The 19,028-nt window shown below is 28.9% G+C and carries 18 protein-coding genes and 3 pseudogenes; 1 reads left to right on the top strand and 20 read right to left on the bottom strand.

What is annotated here, in order from left to right; all coding sequences use genetic code 11:
• Positions 1-93 precede the first annotated feature (93 nt).
• The 17 genes and pseudogenes from ACREWB_RS07830 to ACREWB_RS07750 all read right to left on the bottom strand — a co-directional run bounded on the left by ACREWB_RS07830 (position 94) and on the right by ACREWB_RS07750 (position 13,192).
• Positions 94-1,125, bottom strand: coding sequence for a virulence RhuM family protein (locus tag ACREWB_RS07830; protein ID WP_431546897.1), 1,032 nt, complete (start codon positions 1,123-1,125; stop codon positions 94-96).
• A 265-nt stretch (positions 1,126-1,390) separates the two neighbouring features.
• Positions 1,391-1,597: pseudogene (locus ACREWB_RS07825) on the bottom strand (DUF255 domain-containing protein); the annotation flags it as partial.
• Positions 1,598-1,742: 145 nt separating this feature from the next.
• Positions 1,743-2,054: a 50S ribosomal protein L7/L12 gene (locus tag ACREWB_RS07820; protein ID WP_431546896.1), complete on the bottom strand. Its 312-nt coding sequence runs from the start codon at positions 2,052-2,054 to the stop codon at positions 1,743-1,745.
• A 208-nt stretch (positions 2,055-2,262) separates the two neighbouring features.
• Entirely contained in the window at positions 2,263-2,649 is a 387-nt protein-coding gene (locus ACREWB_RS07815) for a hypothetical protein (protein WP_431546895.1), read from the bottom strand.
• A 241-nt stretch (positions 2,650-2,890) separates the two neighbouring features.
• Positions 2,891-3,712 (bottom strand): hypothetical protein, encoded by an 822-nt coding sequence (locus tag ACREWB_RS07810; RefSeq protein WP_431546894.1) that lies wholly within the window; start codon positions 3,710-3,712, stop codon positions 2,891-2,893.
• Positions 3,713-3,840: 128 nt separating this feature from the next.
• A complete protein-coding gene (locus ACREWB_RS07805; RefSeq protein ID WP_431546893.1) occupies positions 3,841-4,356 on the bottom strand; it encodes a hypothetical protein in 516 nt (171 codons plus the stop codon).
• Between the two features lie 700 nt (positions 4,357-5,056).
• Positions 5,057-5,254 (bottom strand): annotated as a pseudogene (locus ACREWB_RS07800) (DUF255 domain-containing protein); the annotation flags it as partial.
• A 188-nt stretch (positions 5,255-5,442) separates the two neighbouring features.
• On the bottom strand, positions 5,443-5,868 hold the full coding sequence (locus tag ACREWB_RS07795; protein ID WP_431546892.1) for an HTH domain-containing protein: 426 nt from the start codon (positions 5,866-5,868) through the stop codon (positions 5,443-5,445).
• Between the two features lie 70 nt (positions 5,869-5,938).
• Positions 5,939-6,196 (bottom strand): hypothetical protein, encoded by a 258-nt coding sequence (locus ACREWB_RS07790; RefSeq protein ID WP_431546891.1) that lies wholly within the window; start codon positions 6,194-6,196, stop codon positions 5,939-5,941.
• A 21-nt stretch (positions 6,197-6,217) separates the two neighbouring features.
• Positions 6,218-6,460: a hypothetical protein gene (locus tag ACREWB_RS07785; RefSeq protein ID WP_431546890.1), complete on the bottom strand. Its 243-nt coding sequence runs from the start codon at positions 6,458-6,460 to the stop codon at positions 6,218-6,220.
• An 85-nt stretch (positions 6,461-6,545) separates the two neighbouring features.
• Positions 6,546-6,851 carry a hypothetical protein gene (locus ACREWB_RS07780; protein ID WP_431546889.1) on the bottom strand — a complete coding sequence of 102 codons (306 nt, stop codon included), beginning with the start codon at positions 6,849-6,851 and terminating at the stop codon, positions 6,546-6,548.
• A gap of 87 nt (positions 6,852-6,938) precedes the next feature.
• Positions 6,939-7,565, bottom strand: coding sequence for a DUF3885 domain-containing protein (locus tag ACREWB_RS07775; protein ID WP_431546888.1), 627 nt, complete (start codon positions 7,563-7,565; stop codon positions 6,939-6,941).
• Between the two features lie 112 nt (positions 7,566-7,677).
• Complete coding sequence (locus tag ACREWB_RS07770; RefSeq protein ID WP_431546887.1) at positions 7,678-8,046, bottom strand: hypothetical protein; 369 nt, start codon at positions 8,044-8,046, stop codon at positions 7,678-7,680.
• A 754-nt stretch (positions 8,047-8,800) separates the two neighbouring features.
• Positions 8,801-8,926 carry a DUF2695 domain-containing protein gene (locus tag ACREWB_RS07765; protein WP_431546886.1) on the bottom strand — a complete coding sequence of 42 codons (126 nt, stop codon included), beginning with the start codon at positions 8,924-8,926 and terminating at the stop codon, positions 8,801-8,803.
• Positions 8,927-9,532: 606 nt separating this feature from the next.
• Positions 9,533-9,715 (bottom strand): annotated as a pseudogene (locus ACREWB_RS07760) (DUF255 domain-containing protein); the annotation flags it as partial.
• A 99-nt stretch (positions 9,716-9,814) separates the two neighbouring features.
• A complete protein-coding gene (locus tag ACREWB_RS07755) occupies positions 9,815-12,781 on the bottom strand; it encodes a TOTE conflict system archaeo-eukaryotic primase domain-containing protein (protein WP_431546885.1) in 2,967 nt (988 codons plus the stop codon).
• Between the two features lie 231 nt (positions 12,782-13,012).
• Positions 13,013-13,192, bottom strand: coding sequence for a type II toxin-antitoxin system MqsA family antitoxin (locus tag ACREWB_RS07750; protein WP_431547163.1), 180 nt, complete (start codon positions 13,190-13,192; stop codon positions 13,013-13,015).
• Between the two features lie 2 nt (positions 13,193-13,194).
• On the opposite strand from ACREWB_RS07750, the gene ACREWB_RS07745 reads away from it, so the two are divergent.
• On the top strand, positions 13,195-15,558 hold the full coding sequence (locus ACREWB_RS07745; RefSeq protein WP_431546884.1) for a PAS domain-containing sensor histidine kinase: 2,364 nt from the start codon (positions 13,195-13,197) through the stop codon (positions 15,556-15,558).
• A gap of 120 nt (positions 15,559-15,678) precedes the next feature.
• Here the strand turns inward: ACREWB_RS07745 and ACREWB_RS07740 are convergent, their stop codons facing one another.
• The 3 genes from ACREWB_RS07740 to ACREWB_RS07730 form a co-directional block, all read right to left on the bottom strand.
• Positions 15,679-17,232 carry a M56 family metallopeptidase gene (locus ACREWB_RS07740; RefSeq protein WP_431546883.1) on the bottom strand — a complete coding sequence of 518 codons (1,554 nt, stop codon included), beginning with the start codon at positions 17,230-17,232 and terminating at the stop codon, positions 15,679-15,681.
• A gap of 5 nt (positions 17,233-17,237) precedes the next feature.
• On the bottom strand, positions 17,238-17,621 hold the full coding sequence (locus ACREWB_RS07735; RefSeq protein ID WP_431546882.1) for a BlaI/MecI/CopY family transcriptional regulator: 384 nt from the start codon (positions 17,619-17,621) through the stop codon (positions 17,238-17,240).
• A gap of 189 nt (positions 17,622-17,810) precedes the next feature.
• Positions 17,811-18,860, bottom strand: coding sequence for an HD-GYP domain-containing protein (locus ACREWB_RS07730; protein WP_431546881.1), 1,050 nt, complete (start codon positions 18,858-18,860; stop codon positions 17,811-17,813).
• Positions 18,861-19,028: the final 168 nt, after the last annotated feature.

Below are 19,028 nucleotides of genomic sequence, written 5' to 3'. Positions count from 1 at the left end.
TACCATTGATTTGTATCAAGATATGCTTTTAAAATAGGTGAGATGACAGTAAAATCAATTGCTTAGCTGTGGTTGTATAAATTGCTACTTATCTCATTTTCTCTCCTTTTGCGCTTCCTTCATAATCTTATCAAAATCACTTTCAAACAACCTATCTTGCACTATTCTATATTTTTCAAATTCACATTCAGCAAAGGCTTTTGCTATTTCTGCTGTAACCTTTCCAGAATTATATAAAACATCTCGCTGTGTAAATTGTAGAAATGCATCTATCTTCGAAGACCAATCTTCCATAGTCATAGGTATTTTTCTTAGTGCTTGATCTTCTGCATATTCTAAATACAATGAAACTACACGTTCTAAAGCTTCAACTTCGTCTTTGTTTAAATAGTTTTTAGCTATGGAAACATCCTTTTTTAGTATTTTACCATTAGGAGATTTCTCCCAAGATGTAAGCCCCATATGTTCTTTATTAGCATCTGCTCTTTCTACGACTAACTCTGCTGCAGTATGTTTGTGTACTGCATAATGCATTTTGTTTTGAACTTTTGCAAAAAATCCCTTCGAGGTCAGTGATGCTGGATCATAGTCCATAGCCGTAGCATAAATATCAGTTATTTTTTGATAAAATCTTCTTTCACTTAGTCGAATTTCACGAATTTCTTCAAGCAAGGTTTCAAAATAATCTTCTCCTATAAAAGAACCATTCTTTAATCTTTTTTTATCTAAAGCATAACCTTTTATTGAATACTCACTCAAAACCTGAGTTGCCCAATGCCTAAATTGTGTAGCTTTAATTGAATTTATCCTATAACCAACAGATATAACAGCATCTAAATTATAATGCTTTGTACTATATTGTTTACCATCAGAAGCAGTTATCGAGAATTTCTCGACAACTGAATTTTCTTCTAGCTCTCCGTCCTTAAAAATATTTTTAAAATGTAGAGAAATATTATCTACACTGCAATCAAATAGCAATGCTATCATTTTTTGAGTTAACCAAATAGTTTTATTTTCATATCTAACCTCAACAGAATCTTCACCAGCTTGTGAAGTAAAAATTAGAAACTCCGCTGTACTATTTCGTATTTGAAGCTTTTTATTATTTTTATATATGCTCATTTTCATCCTCCATATCTGTTATATAATACACTTTGTCCCAAATATTACCTCCTAATAGTTTGCAAAATATCACAAGTATCTCCATACTAATGTTCTTGTTACACTGCACATATAATATTAAGCTTCTTCTATATATTTAATGTCTTACCAAGTAGTATTATAGACTATAATTATATAACAAACGTGATTGAATTACATTTAACTTTTTTAAAATATATTTTATATTGTTTTTCACTTATAAGAACAAAGGAATTAATGCGTAATATCTTTTATGAACATGGCACCAGTGACAAGTGCTGTAGCCGATTGAAAGGAATATTGGTTTGTCTTGTGATTTAGCCTCTGCAAAGGCTTCTTCTCCCCAGGGATTCCAATTTACGGGGTTATATGCATGTTGAAGAAGGTATGGAGACTTTTCATTAATTAGTTTGTTAGGTTTTCTGTTTTGATTAGTATTATCAGATTTAGTCATAGATACAACAACTCCTATTAAATATGTATTAACAATATTATGCCCAAGGGAACTACTTTAAGTCCATAAAAATAAAGAAGTAAGATACCCTTATTACTTCTTAAGATAATATGTTGTAACTTTTCACTTTATAGCGTTAAATAAACTATTTCAACTCCTGCTTAATTATGGATTCGACATACTCTTTGGATTTCTGTAGCCCATCTTCAGTAAGCGTTTTATACCTTTTTATTGCTTTAATCTTTTTACCTTTTGAAATAAGGTTTTTAAATTCATCATCATCTATAATTTCTATAATTGTATATGGTACTCCAATTTGATTTGCAATCTTATTCAAAGTTACATTTATACGCTCCATCTCACTCCGCGAGTTATCAATACTACTTTTAATACTCCATAAGCTTACTACTATTACTAAACCAATAATTACCCAAATATTATTATCTTCAATATACACCTTCACATCTCCTTCAATTCTTAATAATAAATAAAATTTCCTTTTGTGATATAAAGTTGTTGCTTTTTAAAATACGATTGTTCATCTATCTTAGTTTTAAGATAGATGAACAATCTATGAAAGATGCTAAATAACTTTTAACTACTTAATTCGTAACTTACAATTATTATGAAATATTTTGTAATTTCTATTACTATAAATTACTTTATCAATCTTGTCTTTTTAAGAACGCTAGGTCATAAAAATACGTCCCTACAGACAGTCCTAAGGAGGAATCCACTCCACTTAGAAAATCTATTTTATGTTTAAATACATAATTAGAGATAAAAATCAAAGAATAAAATAAAACAAAAGAAACGATAGTTTTAAACAATCTTTTTCTTATATCTAACCATTTTAATGTCCTCATATTTTTAATTGTTACAAAGGTTAAGTAACCTGAATAAAGTAAAAGAAAAATTACATATCCTATTGCAAACTTAATAGAGAATGAATTATCAATATTCTTATACACAATAAATATCGTAATTATTGTGCTTACTATAAAAAAGGCATATACGATGTTTCTTAGCTCTAAGAAATTATTCTTTTTCATGTTATGTTATCCCCTATCGTTGTTTTAGTTTTGGTTTCATATCTTCTATCCATATAAATATATTTTTTAAAATGGGATTTACTAATAAAATATGAAAACAATCTTTGCTTCATCTTTTATACATGTGAACTATTATATAATTCATAATACACTATTTATTAAAGCCCATTCATCTTACTAAACAGTGATTTTGATGCTAATAATATGCGATTTCTTATGTGTTTTATATCGTTTATATGCTCTATTTATCATTAAATAGTCTCTCTAACTTATTTATATAATCTTTGTCCAATTCCTTAGAATATTCTTTAAAATTATTTTTATTTACACTCTTAATAACACCATGCATTCTTAATTTTTCATCTAAGTTAATTAATACATCCTCAGAATCTATATCACTTTCGTCTTGTACACCTCCACCAATTAAATCGATAGATTTGTTATTATTAAAAAAAATTTTATAATATGGCTCATAAGAATTTTTATAAACATCTGCAATACCAACATTAATACTTTTTATATCGTTGTATTTATAAATAATGCCTTTAGGGGATAAAGGCGAGCTTATTTTAACACTATCAGTATACAGAATACCGTAACTCGTCATACTGCAATATATAGCTATTATTAAAATTAATACAAATAAAGATTTTAATATTTTAAATGCTTTAGCAATTTTGTTATAGAACGCATCATCAAGTGCTATAACTTTATCCGTTAGTTTAATGAAAAGTTTAAAGAAAAATCTCTCTAGTTTGCTGAGTGTTTCGATATCTAAAGGTTCTTCATCTTCTTCATCTTCTATTATCTCTAGCTGTTTCTCTTTTTTTTCAAAAAACTTATCTCTTATTACAAACGAAAGGTATACAAATAAAATTATAATCATAATTATAGGTATTATGTTTAAATTGCTAGATATAAACAATAGATAATCTCCATTTTTAAATAAGATGAGCTGTAAAGACATATAACCAAACATTGCTGTAAGTGAAATAACTACTGCGAATATAACTGTCCCAATATAACTAAGGATTCCTTGTCCTAACATTTTTAATATTTCCATTAATAATCTCCCTTTTATACAAATACTCTTCATCACTTAATCTTAATTTAAGTTTCCTTATAAAAACATACTTTCCTTAAATCTTTTTAGTTTGTATATCCTTATTTATAATAAACTGAATATAGATTTCAATTTAGCTTTTTGATTATTTTTTTTGCAACCTTCTTAAAAATCGCTAAAAAAATATTATATAAAATAATATATAAGACGAATTGATATCTAATTAAGTTATGTTCTGTAATCCATAGGGTATCAAATCCAACAATCTCATTATAAATTATAAAATAAAGCAAATTTAAAGGAACTATTAGGAATAACATTACTTTGGACTCCAGATTATCTTCTTTTCTACGTGCTTTTAGGTCTATACCTTTTATTTTTTCATCTGTTTTATAATCAAATCCGTCTAGAGCAATTCTATAACGATTTTGGTTTGTTTTAATTGGTCTATAATAAATTAAAATGTTATTATCATTAATATTGAAATAATAGTCTGCACCAATCTCATCCAAAATTACTTTAACGCCCCCAATATGGTTACCATCTACATAAATTTTTATTTTTTTCATAAGGATGGAACTGTACTCAAATTCAATCATATATACTTTTTCATCTATCCATATGTTCCATTTTATTTTATTCATGTCCTTTCCTCCTTAAGTGAATAAACCTAGAAATTATACCAGTAATATTATGACTTCTTGGATTCGGGTTGAAGAATATAGTAAGTATGCTATATACAATAGAACCACCACCCCACGGTAACCCTTTTTAGTTCTTGGCTGTTTTTTTCTAAATAGAAGCTTTATAAATATTCAGTACTATAGCATTACATACTGAAGATAATTATGCCATTTAAAATCATACTCAGGAGCAAGAACATAAAAAAAATCACTATATATTTAAACCCCTTTTTATAGTATTCATCATTATTGACTTGACCTTCTTTAACCTTTTTCAGATACTTTCTACCGATAATATAGAATATTAAAGTTGCTGTTGTTATTATAACGAAAGTTATTTTAAACAATATATGCATTGGACCCTCCAAGGTTATGGCTTTTTTCAGTGAACAATAGAATATTATTATGACACTCGTAATAATATAATTATACTGTGATTTCTCTTGAATAATCCACTGGAAATTGTAGGGGGTATTGACGTCCTTTAACACGAAAAAATCCACACCAATTTTAACTATATCTTAAATCCGCCTAAAAATGCACGAAAAATAACACCAACAATTATGTCAGTGCTTATATAAAAATTTCAAATTTAATTTAAACTCAGCTTAAGCCATTGTTTTCAATGGTTCTCTTTTTTTATAAATTGCGGCGTTTAGCTTACATGACACCAATGGCAGACCGAATATCCGAGTGAAAGGAAGATTGGTTTATCTTCTTCTTTGGCTTTCTGAAAAGCTTCTTCGCCCCAAGGGAACCAGTCTACGGGATTATATGCATGTTGCAGAAGATATGGAGACATTTCATTAATTAATCTATTTGGTTTTCTGTTTTCATTAATAGTATCATATTTAGTCATAGCTATAACAACTCCTATCAAATATGTATTAACAATATTATGCACAAGGTAGCTAGTTTAAGTCCATAAAAATAAAGAAGCAATATAACCTTATTACTTCTTTATATGTGCCAAGAATTTAAATAGGAGCTGCTACGTTGTAAAAGAATAATATTCAGTATGTCCGAAATCTCTTAATATAACTTATATTATATTTTAGGCTCAACAGTTTTAAATATAAGTCTTAATGTCATTATTACTGATGCAAGCTTGTATTTTATATCAATTGGCACTGTGCCACTATCTATCATGAAATCTAAAACATACTGTGTTGGAATTTTTGCAAATTTGGCAATGGTGTCAGCACTAATCTTATGATATTCAATTAGAACTTCTAAAAATGCTTTAAATTTAAAATCTGGTTCTTCCTCTGAAATAATTTCTAACATCCCTATTAAATTGAAAAAAGAAGAACGCTCAGCAAACCCTGATGGTACTTTAATCTTGCGTCCATCATTTTTCACTCCCAACAAATGAGATAGACATTCAGTGCTCATTCCATAATCCTTAGTCAATGATTCTAAAGTTTCTTCTATATCTTTAACTGTAATCACATGGATTTCATCATTTATCATTATTATCACCTCTTAATTTTAATTCGTCTTTATGAATATTGTGAATCAAATGTTGTTCCTTCTTCTTGACTTATATTAATTCTTTCATTTTAAGCTTATAAAGTTCTACCGTTTCATGATAATCCATAATAATTCCTTCTTCTCTGACAAAATTTCCATAGCCTCTCGGCTCTCCTTTTAATCGTGGTAAAAGTTGAAAATGTAAGTGATTCCTTTTACCGTCACATATAGTACACATATACACTTTTTCTGCACCAATAATTTCTTTATGAAGTTTAATTATTGCATCTGCTATTTTTAATATATGTGTTCCTAATTCAAGAGGCATTTCAGAAATGTCTTCATAATGTTACTTTGATACAATAATTGTCTGTCCAATTGCTCGTGGGTATTTTTCAAATTGACACCTTACCTTTTCATCCTCGTAAAAAATTAAACCCTCGTTAGGGAATATATCTCCTGTATTAAAGTTATAACATCCGAAGCATATGCCTTGTTCTTGTAATTCTTTTATTCTATTGAATCTTTGCTCCAATTCTATTTTTTCATTTTCAGGTAATGTTTTAACATAGAAGTTAACTCCTCCTTTCATAATATAAATTCATACCACCTCTCATTATTCTACTATTCTTCATCTATTGCAGAAGTACGCTCGGTGCACTATGATAGAATATTACCTACCACTTTATGTCTTTGTATTTTTTACTAATTATAATTTTGATTATTTTGATTAATGGCACAACAGCTAAGGTCAAAAATCCAAATGTTAGTCCACTGAATAGTTTAAAAAGCAATGTTAGACCTAAAACAATATAACAAAATCCCGCTATTAATTCTATTAATCTTTGAACAAAGTGACTTTTATTTGTTACATTATTGTTTTTAGTATTCATTTTTATTAGTTTTTTAGACCTATCGAGTGTCATAAGAATATCTATTAAGCTTGCAACTATAATAACTAAACTAATAAATGTGTTATACATTATAGTAACCTCCTTAATATAATATCTGTTAGTCATAAAATACAATTGTGACTTAACTTCAAATATAGATTATGTTTCTATGCGATGCTAATTCGAGAATCTTTCATCAATTTGTTCACGGTCATAATCAAGTATCCATGCATTTAGTTCTTGATAAAGTGGCATCAATGTATTCTTATCATGAGCTACAATATCAAGTCCTCTATCGTCGTACAGATGCAACATAACATGGGCATCAATATCAAACAGATAAATCGATGAAACAAATGCATTCACCCCGCCTAAATCGCCGAGTAAAATTTCTCGAAACAATTTGTCAATTGGAATTTTTGATTCTTCCAAATTCCAATAAAAATATGTTTTTTTAAGCTTATATCCATCCTCCATATCAATATCTTGCGAAAATTCTTCCTGTGGTAAGATTGGTGAGATTTTTTTATTGAATAGAATCTCAAAACTATGTTTTTCTTTATCACTCTTTGAGTATATTTCCCACATTAAAATCCCTGGGGAATGTATACCCTTATTATATATCTTAATGGCACGACGTAATGCATTTTCAATGTATACTTTTCGTGGTTTATTGTGTTTGCCATATACACTCCCCATACCGATTTCAAAACGAATTCCGTTATTACCATTGTAAAAAATAGGGTGTTCAAGATTATTTAATCCCAATAATTCTAATTCCTCTTGCAACTGTTCTTTAAGCAATCTCTTCCGCCTCCTAAAATAATAAATAATATTTGTAACGTAATTAAATACACCTATGAAATAACTCTTATGAAATATCAAATAATAATAATAATAATAATATGATATAGGGTTATGGTTCAAGGCGTCCTTTTTCTTTCCAAATTTCTAGTGAAATTTCAGGTCCAAGCCCTAGTATTCCGTATTCTTCATTATTTGCTATTTCTTTTAATACTTTAAGCGACTCTTCAACATACATATTTAATCTTAAAGAATCTACTGCTGCCATTGAGCGAGCTCTAATTGAATTAGATTTTAATAGCTCTTTTAGAACTATTTTAGCTAAATCATTATTCTCCTTGAGATATGATTCAAGCTTATTTAGTTTTTTGCTCATTTTATTCCCTGTTTTGTAATCTCCATTCAATTTTGATTGACCTTCAATATTTGAATACTCAATATATTGCTCTATTATTTTTTTAGCACTTTCTACACTATTCAATATATTCGCCTACTCTCTTAAATCTTTACACCCAATCTTTTCAGTACTTGTTAGCATCAATTTTTGTATCAGTATATTAGTTAATCATCTTCTTGCTTACCTACATAATCTACGTATTTTTCTTTCAAATTAATAAATTTATTTTCAGAAAAGAATTCCTTAAACATTTTCTCTTCAACAAAATCATTAATCATATATGGATTCCATTCTAGCTCTGATTTGAATACCTCATATAATTTTTCTTTATTATTTGAAATTGCCAGAGAGATACAAGTTCGATATAGTGCACCACCACTAGTATCGTCTAACTCATATGCTTTTAGAAATGCTGATGCAGAATCTTCATATCATCCAAGATTCGATAAACATAAACCATAATTAAAATAGCTTGTACTTATATTTGGATTTATCAATATTATTTCCTCTATCACTTTTAATGCCTCTGATAGCTTATCTTCGTCTATTAATCTTAGAAATCTGTCAGTAATACTTTCTTCACGCTTTTTTTAAAATATATTTAACATTATTCCCACCCCCTAAAACTTATATCAATTTAAACTGTGTTTATACCAGTAGCGGCGTTGCTTTAGCATTCGTCTAACTTTCCTCACTACATACACCTATACCCTTAGCACGAAATAGGATAGAGTCATAGACGTATTTTACAGTCTTTTCATACAAATAAACTGGAGTATTTTATTATATGAAGTTTCATGGTTTCCTTCTGTATATTTTAAATTCTGAGATTTAAATACTAATCTATTACATTTGCAAGAACTTCACAATCACAAAAACCACCCTGATTTTGAATAGCTTTTACTATCCTGGACTTTTTACTTTTAGCAATGTCAATCTCAGTGGGAAGAACTAGAGTTAACACCTGGTCAATTAGATTCTCTAGGGAATTTTCTTCTATCCAATGAACCTTGCATTGATAACTTTTGCCCTAGTATAAGAACTTGTTGTAATTCAGATATAGTTTTCGACATATCATTTTCTCTCCTTTGTAAATTTTAATTTCCTCAAATATTTCTTTCACCTGTAATTCAATTTAAACTATAAAATAATATCCAAGCAAAAGGTGAACGGCTTGCCCAAACAAAACCTCTAATTAATATAAATCTTATACATAAGTATGTGCTTTGTATTAGAAAGACCATTTCATTTTATATAACTCTTAGCATTTCCGACAATTGTGTCGTAGATATAGGACAGCATTATATTGCACTTTTGAAACAACTGTTATGAAGATTATAACCTTATTTCTCATAATTCTATATACTTTAATAAATATCTCCGTACACAAAGTCACTTTAGTTAACCTATTTATTTTATAACTATATCACTTAAAAACCTTTAAAAAGCATAAAAAAATACACCAACAATTATGTTAGTGCTTATATAAAAACTTAAAGTTCAATACAAACTAAGCTTAACCCCTTTAGTTTCAATGGTTTCTGTTTTTTATAAATTGCAGTGTTTAGGTCACATGACACCAATGACAAGTAGAATATCCTATTGAAAGGAAGATTGGTTTATCTTCAGCCTTGGCCTTTATAAATGCTTCCTCACCCCATGCAAACCAGTTTACAGGATTGTGTGAGTGTTGCAATAAGTACGGAGATTTTTCATTTATTAATCTATTGGTTACACTTGTTAAATTGTTCATAAGAGCACATTCTCTATTATTATATTTAAATATAATATACCCGAGAGCAACTACTTTAAGTCCCTACAATAAAAAAGGAGTAGAATTAATTAAACGTATCTACTCCCAGAATAATTTTTGTTGTATTGCAGTTTCTGATTTTCCGTTGACCATTTTTTCTTCAATAGTATCCATTAATTCATTTGCAATGTTTAAACTTTCCAGTCTCATAATATTTCCCTCTTCAGTTGCATAACTTAAAAAATTAATATTTCCATACCAAACTATTTTTTGATCAATTATAATAAACTTTTGATGTACATTGGCTTTTATAATTATATTTATCCCAGCTGTTCTTAGATAATCATACATATCCTTTAAGTCAGTTCTCTCATCTTCTTTATGATCTATTTCTGCTGAAGTAAATATATTAACTGCAATCCCATTTTTTATTATATTCGCCAAAAGTTCTATTATATTAAAAGATTCTCTTTTAATTGAAAGATATGGGTTTACTATAACTACATCATTTTTTGCTAATAAAATATCGTTACTAAATACCGTTAGAAAATTGTCATTGTTGTAAATTGAATTTATTGTCTCCAAAGGGTTCGTATCACTTTTAGCAGAATAACCTATTGAAGCATAACCACTTAATCTCTTTTGGTACATTCTTTCTAATACACCAACATGAACATCGATATAATCATAGATTTGAACCTCATTTTTATTTTCATATAACCTATTAAGCCTACCAGCATATTGTTGCAAAGTTCCTTTCCATGATATAGGCATAGCTAAAAAAAGAGTGTCTAATCTAGGTTTATCAAATCCTTCCCCTACAAATTTACCTGTAGCAACTATTACCATACTACTTTCTTTCGGCACACTTGAAAGCTTCTCAATTTGATATTTCTTTTCTTTTTTTGACATTCGTCCTGTTAGTGTAATAACATTAGCTAGTTTTTCTTTTAAAGCATCAGAAAGTAATTTAACATGTGCAGTTCTTTCAGTTAAAACTATTGGATTTCTTCCTTCATTAACACAATTAATAACATCTTGGATAATCATCTCATTTCGTATTTGACTTGTGCTTATTTCAGAATAAATTTTTGTTATTGACCATTCTTTTTCATCTATGCAAACTGGTTTCCTGAAAGAAGTAAATCTTGGGATGACATAATGCTCAAATGGGAGTTTCTCAGCTTGCTTAATCTCATTCACTCTATATCTAATTGGACCACATTGCATAAAAATTATAGGCTGATGCCCATCCTTCCTTATTGGTGTTGCCGTTAATCCATAAACATATTTAGCTACTACTTTTTTTAATATCTGTTCGAAGCTAAAAGCTGAAACATGATGGCATTCATCAACTATAACCATCCCATAATCTTTTACTACTTCTTTAACCTCACCTTTTCTTACCAAAGATTGCATTGTAGCAATATCAATAATACCCCTTAAGGTGTTTTTACCTGCACCTATTTGTCCTATAATACTAATATTCTTTTGACCCCATCTTTTTTTAGTATCATTTATAGGTAAAGGCTCATTTATAGTTAAAAACTGTTTTAATCTTTCCTTCCACTGTTCTAATAACTGCTGAGTATGCACTATTATAAGAGTATTTACTTTTCTTTCAGCTATTAATTTTGCTCCGATAACAGTTTTTCCAAAAGCAGTAGTTGCTGATAATACTCCATTGTCATATTTCAACATTGCATCAACTGCAAGTATCTGCTCTTCTCTCAACTGTCCATTAAACTCAACACAAATTGATTTACCAATGTAAGTTTTATCGTCACACTTATAGTTAATTTTATTGTTAGTTGAAAAATCAGTAAGATCAACCTCACAGCCTCTTGGTATACATAAATACTCTTGTGTTTCCTCTGATAAAGAAATAACTGTTGGTTTATCAAATGTTGGTAGTCGCATAGCCTGAGCTTTATAAAATTCAGGATTTTTAAATGCCGCCATTCTTTTAATAGAATTTAGTGCTTTATTAGAGAATCCTTTTTTACTTATAAATATCAAATTAGCCATTGTAATTAAAGCCGTATCTGGAAAATCAGTTATGCTTAATTTACAGCTTTCTTTGTTTTTTTCCCAAGGTTTTCTGCTTTCATCTTCGCTTTCTTTCAAATCACCGAGTTCATTTCCGACACAAAATTCAGAAGTATAATAATAAATTTCATCTTTCGTAAGCTTTCCTATACAACTTAGAAAATTCCATTGATCTTTATAAGGTTCTAAATTTTTATCAATAAAAATGCTATTATTATTTTTTCTAGAGGCCTTTTGCATTGGTAGTGCTATAAGGTTTCCAAGTCCTCCTTTTGGCATAGTATCCTGATTTGGAAATAATCTGTCATATGATTGAAATTTGATTTCATGCCTTTGCATCATTGAATAGGTTAGAAGTGATGTTCCAAACTTTCTAGCAGCTAATGCCTTTATCTTTTCCGTGAAGAAGAACCATATGTGTGCCCCGTTCCCAGATCTAGAACGTTCAACTGCAAAAGGTATCTTTTTCCCCTCACATATTTCTCTTAAAACTGAAATATCTTTTTCCCACCCTTCGTCATCAAAATCTATTGCAAGAAAATAACAGGTTTCATCTTTTGTCATAGCATAAATACCTAAAACCTCTATTCCTCTTAGATGTCTGTTAATAGAATTTGTATCTAAATTTACATATTTTCTATTTTTACATTCGAAGCATTTTATTTTAGGTTTATCACAAATTCCTTTTGCCCATTCATTTATACATACTGGAGAGTATCCGCTTTTACCTTGTTTATTCTCCCAACGTTTAGCATATACATCTTCTCTACCCTTAAATAATCCCATGTATAATTCTATTTTTTCTTGAGATGAACTACTATTACATACCTCTCCAAGTTCATATTTTAGAATTGATATATTATCCTTTGGCTCACTTATTGCTTTATACTCATTATCTATACAAACTTCTGCTATTTGTAGCCCTAATTGTTTTCTGAAATTCTCATTTTCTATTTTTAAGATCTGGTTTTCTTCTAATTGCCTCTTGTACTTATAATTTAGCTCATTATAGTCCATATTGTTATACCTCCATTAATACTTTCTTATCATTTGCAATTATGTCCTATTATGTGATTATATATAGCTGAACTAATATACTAAATCAACTGATTATATTGTATCTTATCAAAAAAACTGATAAAAATGATTTCACATCACCTTCACCAGCTATCTAAAATTCTTTATTCTATTTCAGATTCAATCTACATGCATTATTTTTTAGTAAGAAATTACTTAAGCTTTAACTCCCTAAGCTGCCATTTCCGAATAATTAATAACTAATATTTCCGCTTTATTCTTTTTTGCATCTTCAATTATTTTTTCAAGCTTTAATGCTACATCATTTTCTATATAATACTCACCACATTGCTTACAAATATTAGCTGGCACACCTTTAATTATAATTATATGTCCGTCAAAGTCTACAATATGTGGAAAATACCTTTTCTAATAAAATAATAAAACCATATTTTTATTCGTTTGATGGTATTATAACAGATGTGAATAGAGAATTTATTGATTTTACAGGTTTTACAATGGATGAACTTCTAGATAAATCACTTACAGAACTGGCTACCATGCTAAAAATTAATTCCCAAAGACTTCTTGATAAGATTAGCAATAGTTATTCGGTATATATATTTACAAAATCCCTTTGCGCTCATGAAGTGATTATATCTATTTTTCATGACAAAGTGACAAATGGACAAGTATATACTTTTGTTGAAAAGCCAAATTCTAGACTTGAAGGCAAGCTCGTTTTTATAGAACAATTATATATAGATAATACAACAGGTTTTGCTGTATACAGTGTTCCTGATTTAATATTGCTTAAAGCTAATCAAAAGTATCTTGATTTAGTAGACTGTCCTCTTAATAATAATAAAAATATTATAGGTAGCCCTATTAGAGAAATTATAGAAGGATTTGTGGGTAGTGAATCCGAAACTATTTGGAACTCTATTCTTGAAACAAAAGAGAATAGTTATATAAAGAATATTAATTTCAAGGGAGACGTAACTTATTGGACCTTTGCTCAAACAGTTATATTTGAAAATGGAGAGATTAAATATATATTTGAGACTGCTTCTGAAATTGCTGAAAGTTTTTTTAAAAATCAAAGTTTACTAAGAAAAAATAAGATAATTGAAAAGCAAACGGAGCAGTTGGAAGAACAGAAAAAGCAATTAGAGGCTATCATAGAAAATATATCTGATGGTATTTCTATTTTTGATAATAAAGGCAAATATATATCATTTAACAAATCAGAAAGAAAAATGTTTTTTCCATATTATGAATACAATACCCACACAAATGAAAGGTATTATGTATATATAGATAAGACAAGCGATAGTTACAACGAAGCTAAACTTTTTGATATAAGCGGAAATGAGATTGATTTGGAAGACACTCCAATTTGTAGAGTTATGAGAGGTGAGAAATTTAAAAATATGAGAATGGAAGTAAGATTCCCTCATAAAACATTACAAATAGATATTAGTGGAACACCTATTTATGATAGTGAAGGAAAATTTACTTTAGGAGTACTTTGCACCCAAGACATGACGGCCTATTTTAAGCGTGAAGAAGCTATAAGAAACCAATATAAATTTTTAAACAGAATGATAAATACTTTTGATTTGCCTGTTGTTAGAATATCATGCCCAGATTTAAAGGTTGTGGATATTAATAAAAAAGCATTTAATATCATTAAACTTCTAAAACCCGATGTTTTATCAGTTAGTAAGTTAACGCAAAATAAGCTTGAAGAACTATTTAAAACATATAAATTATTAGAAACAAGTAAATGCTACCAATATATTAATGAAGTAATAAAAGATAAGAAAACTAAGTATTTGAATAAAAAAGAAGTTTTGTTAAATGGAAAGCAGATATATTGGAATATTATTTTTGAACCCCTGTTTAAAGTAGATGGGGAAATCCAAGAAATATTAATCATTGTAATTGATGTTACTGCTGAAATAAAGTCTAATATAGTCATGGAAAAGGCGTTGAAATTACAAGGAGAATTTCTCGTTAACATATCCCATGAACTTAAAACGCCACTAAATGTTATATTTGCCACAGCTCAGTTATTTGATTTGTTTTGCAATAGTGGTTCACTGGACGATAAGAAGGATTCAATTATTAAATATATAGATTCCATCAAGCAAAATTCCTATAGATTATCTAAACTTATTAACAACATAGTTGATTTATCTAAAATTGAAGCAGGATTCTACAAATTGAATTTATCAAATAATAATATAGTGGTCCTTGTAGAAGATATAGTGATGTCACTAACTAATTTCACTGATATCAAAGGCTTGAATATCATTTTTGATACAGATATGGAAGAAAATATTATTGCTTGTGACCCAGAAGCGATAGATAGAATAGTTTTAAATCTTATATCAAATGCGATAAAATTTTCAGAAGACGGTGATGAAATATTTGTATCTATAAATGATAATAATGAATTTGTTGAAATATCAGTAAAAGATAATGGTATTGGCATTGAAGACGAAAACTTAGCTATGATTTTCGATAGGTTTAAGCAGGTAGATAAATCTCTATCAAAAAATTCAGAAGGTACGGGTATTGGATTAAGTTTAGTTAAATCACTTGTAGAATTACATGGTGGTAGTCTATCTGTTGAAAGTGTATTTGGGGAAGGTAGTAAATTTACTGTTAGGCTACCTTCAAAAAAGGTAATTAAAGAGAGCAAGCTATACATTAACAAATTACCCATTAAAAATGAAAATATACGTGTAGAGTTATCGGATATTTATTAGTGATTCGTACAAAAAAACAGCTTATGTCACTGATATAAGTGGATTAAGCCACTGATATCAGTGACTTAAGCTGCCTATAATGTTAAAATTTTTTAAATGATGAAAAAATAGTTATCTCCCCTATTTGTATAATTTCGGGAATTGACTTATACCAAACGAACTCACTTTCCACGTGCCATCTACTTTTACTAGTTCTACAGCTCCTTTGACTGTATCTGTTTGTATTACTTTCCCCTCAGAAGATACAAAATCAAGTGCAGCCTCATAAGGATACCTTACTTTGCCTGCATCATTATCTTTATAATCTTTATACACGTTTTCACCTAAATTAATTGATGTAATTTTAGATGTATAATTATACTTGCTACATATTTTCGTACTCACAGATTTGAACTGATTCATCAATATCACTGTATACCCTTCTTCTGTCATTAAAGGTACTATGTTTTTATCAATAGACTTCATTACTTCAAGGACTATAGCACCGTGTTTATTAGAACTTTCTTGGGTCATTGGTTGTTCGCCAGTATACTTTGGCATAGGTATATTAAAATCAGCAACTTCTTTTTCATCTACTGTGTAAATACTTTCAACAAATTCTTTGGCAAACTTAGCTGGTGTTTCTGCTTTTGATTTTGAAGTATTTAGTGCAATCCCTATGCCTCCTAAGATAACAACAATAATAGCTCCTAGTATTATATTTCTCACATTTGACTTCTTATACTTTGAAATCATAATAATCCTCCTTTTTATTTCTGTACTATTCATAACCATTGAAGTGGTTCCAATTAGTCTATTGTTACTGCTCCTAAGTTCTAGTACTCTTACTATTGCATTTCCGTACTGAAGGTTTTTCCCTTTATCTAAATAAGAAATTACACTTGCATCACAGGAAATTTCAAGGTCTTGTCTCATTTTATGAAAGCCGTATAGCAAGATTGGATTAAACCAGTAAATCATGGATAATAATGTTATTATCCAATTAATAAATATATCCTTGTTTTTTAAATGGGTCAATTCGTGCATTATAATATACTTAAATTCTTCATCACAAACATTGTCTGCAACACTTACTGGAATTAATATCTTTGGCTTATTCATCCCACATAAAGAGGGGCTACTTATTTTTTCAGAATAGGATAGTTCTACCTGCGTTCTTATATTCATAGTCTTCATGCAAATATGTAGAATTTCTTTATGTATGCTATTTATATTTTTTATAGACGAACTAACAATATTTTTAAGTTCTTTATGTCCTGTAATTAAGGTCCCTATTAATATTAGAACTCCAAATATCCAAATAAAACAGAACACTTTTTCAGTATTAATTTTGCTTTTTAGAGGTACGTTAATAGTGTTATCGTTTACACTTTCACTTATTGATGTTGAACCATCTAAGCTGGAATTATCAAGTTGTTTTGAAGAGTTTATTTGTGTATTTTCATTTGTGGCACTTTGCACATAAAATTTTTTATATACATTAGAAATGTTTAACGGAGTTTGTGGGCCTATAGGAATTATTAGTTTTATGATCAATATTAACCATATATAATAGTGAAAGTTAGGGCTTAATTTATTTTTAAATATACTTTTAATAATTAATATCATTAGTACTATCACGCTACCAATTAATGAGGATAGTACAATTATCTCAAAGATACTTAATACATCCATCTACATCACCCCTCTTTATTATTTGATTTATTTAGTATATTTTTAAGTTCAACTATATCAGTTTCAGATAGTTGCTCAGATTTAGCAAAGTTCAAGATCATAGACTTGATTGAACCATCAAATACTTTATTAATAAAGGACTGACTTTCTAATTTTATACATTCATCTTCTGACACCAAAGAGTAATATAAATATTCATTACATAATTTATTAAAACCAATTACATTCTTATTTAATAATCTATTTATAAGGGTTTTAACTGTAGCTGGTTTCCACTCCACTTTATCCTTTAGTTCCTTAATAATATCCATTGATGTAATTTCAGAATGATTCCATATTATTTTCATTACTTCCCACTCCGCATTTGATATTTTAGGAAATTTACGCATTTTATTCTACCTCCACTTTGTTTACAACTGTAATCTATATATTAAGTTTACATCTGTAATTAGGTATTGTCAACATATATTCCCATTGTTAGCATATTTTCTTGAATAGTTTGTATATCTCCTAACTAAAAAAGCCCTGGATTATCCAGAGCTACTTGTTTCTTTTAATTAATTAGTAAATAATTATGATTACTTTAGTACTTCTGTTATAAAAACTGTATTTTCTTGTGATAAATCAATATACTTAGACTTTGTTATGGGCTTATTTACTTTATTAAAGTGCAATGCAACTATTGGTCTAGGTCCTATATTTTGTCTTACATTGACCACAATTCCAACTTCACCTGTGGAAAGCCTTACAATAGACCCTAATGGATAAACGGCAAGATGATTAGTCATTACATTAACTACATTTGCATCGAACAAATAATTCCCACTACCATACAAATATTCTATAGCCAAGTACTCCGGATTATGCTGATAAACTATTAGTCTGTTATAACTCTCACACACTGCAATAATTCTTGAACCCATTGGAATTTTGTCTTCTAAAAGTCCATTAGGAAATCCTGACCCATTCCACCTTTCGTGATGATTTAATATCAATTTGGCTATTCCTTCTGATAATCCTGCATCCTTGGCAAAATAATACCCATATTTAGGATGTTCTTGAAAAAGAAGACTTTCAGCTTTATTCATGTCTTTACGATTAATTAAAAATGGCATTTCACACATTCCAAGATCGTGCACCAATGCTGCTGCACCAGTGTCATAAATTTCACTATCAGGTAACTTCATAGCTGCTGCTACAAGTAATGTAAGAGCACAAGAACCTACACAATGCTTGTACAAGTAATCATTACTATTAATTTTCATTTCAAGGCATATTTTTAATAATATTTCATTTTCTAAAAGCTCGTCTTTAATTTTACGAGCAAGTCTTGAAATTTCCACCATATCGTCTGTAGTGTTTCCTTCCACACTTTCAGGTGCAAGCCTTATAATTTCATTTTCCAAAATACTTTTTAATTCCGTGTGTACTACATCAATTGGATGTACATCAAGAGTGTATCTTTCACTTACTGTAACGTGACTTACCCCTCTCTTTATTAATAAACGTATTAATTTAATTGTTAATTTGGTACCTTTAGTTAATAATATTTTATCTGTAAAACCAAGATACACTGTCTCACTAACTAACATACCAGGTGCCAATTTTTCACACTCTAAAATTAACATTTGTCCACCTACCTTATCAAGAATATTTTAGTATCTTCCAAGTAATTTTAATATATCTATAAAAGGATTTAAGCTATCCAATAGAATAACTTTTTTAGATTTTTCTGTTATTATCACCAATATCACCTCAAAATATAAAGTATAATAATATCAAGTATTCTATATTTA

This window comes from Clostridium sp., from assembly GCF_050717635.1.
Lineage (GTDB): Bacteria > Bacillota > Clostridia > Clostridiales > Clostridiaceae > Clostridium_AD.
This window is presented reverse-complemented; position numbering and strand designations above follow the sequence as displayed.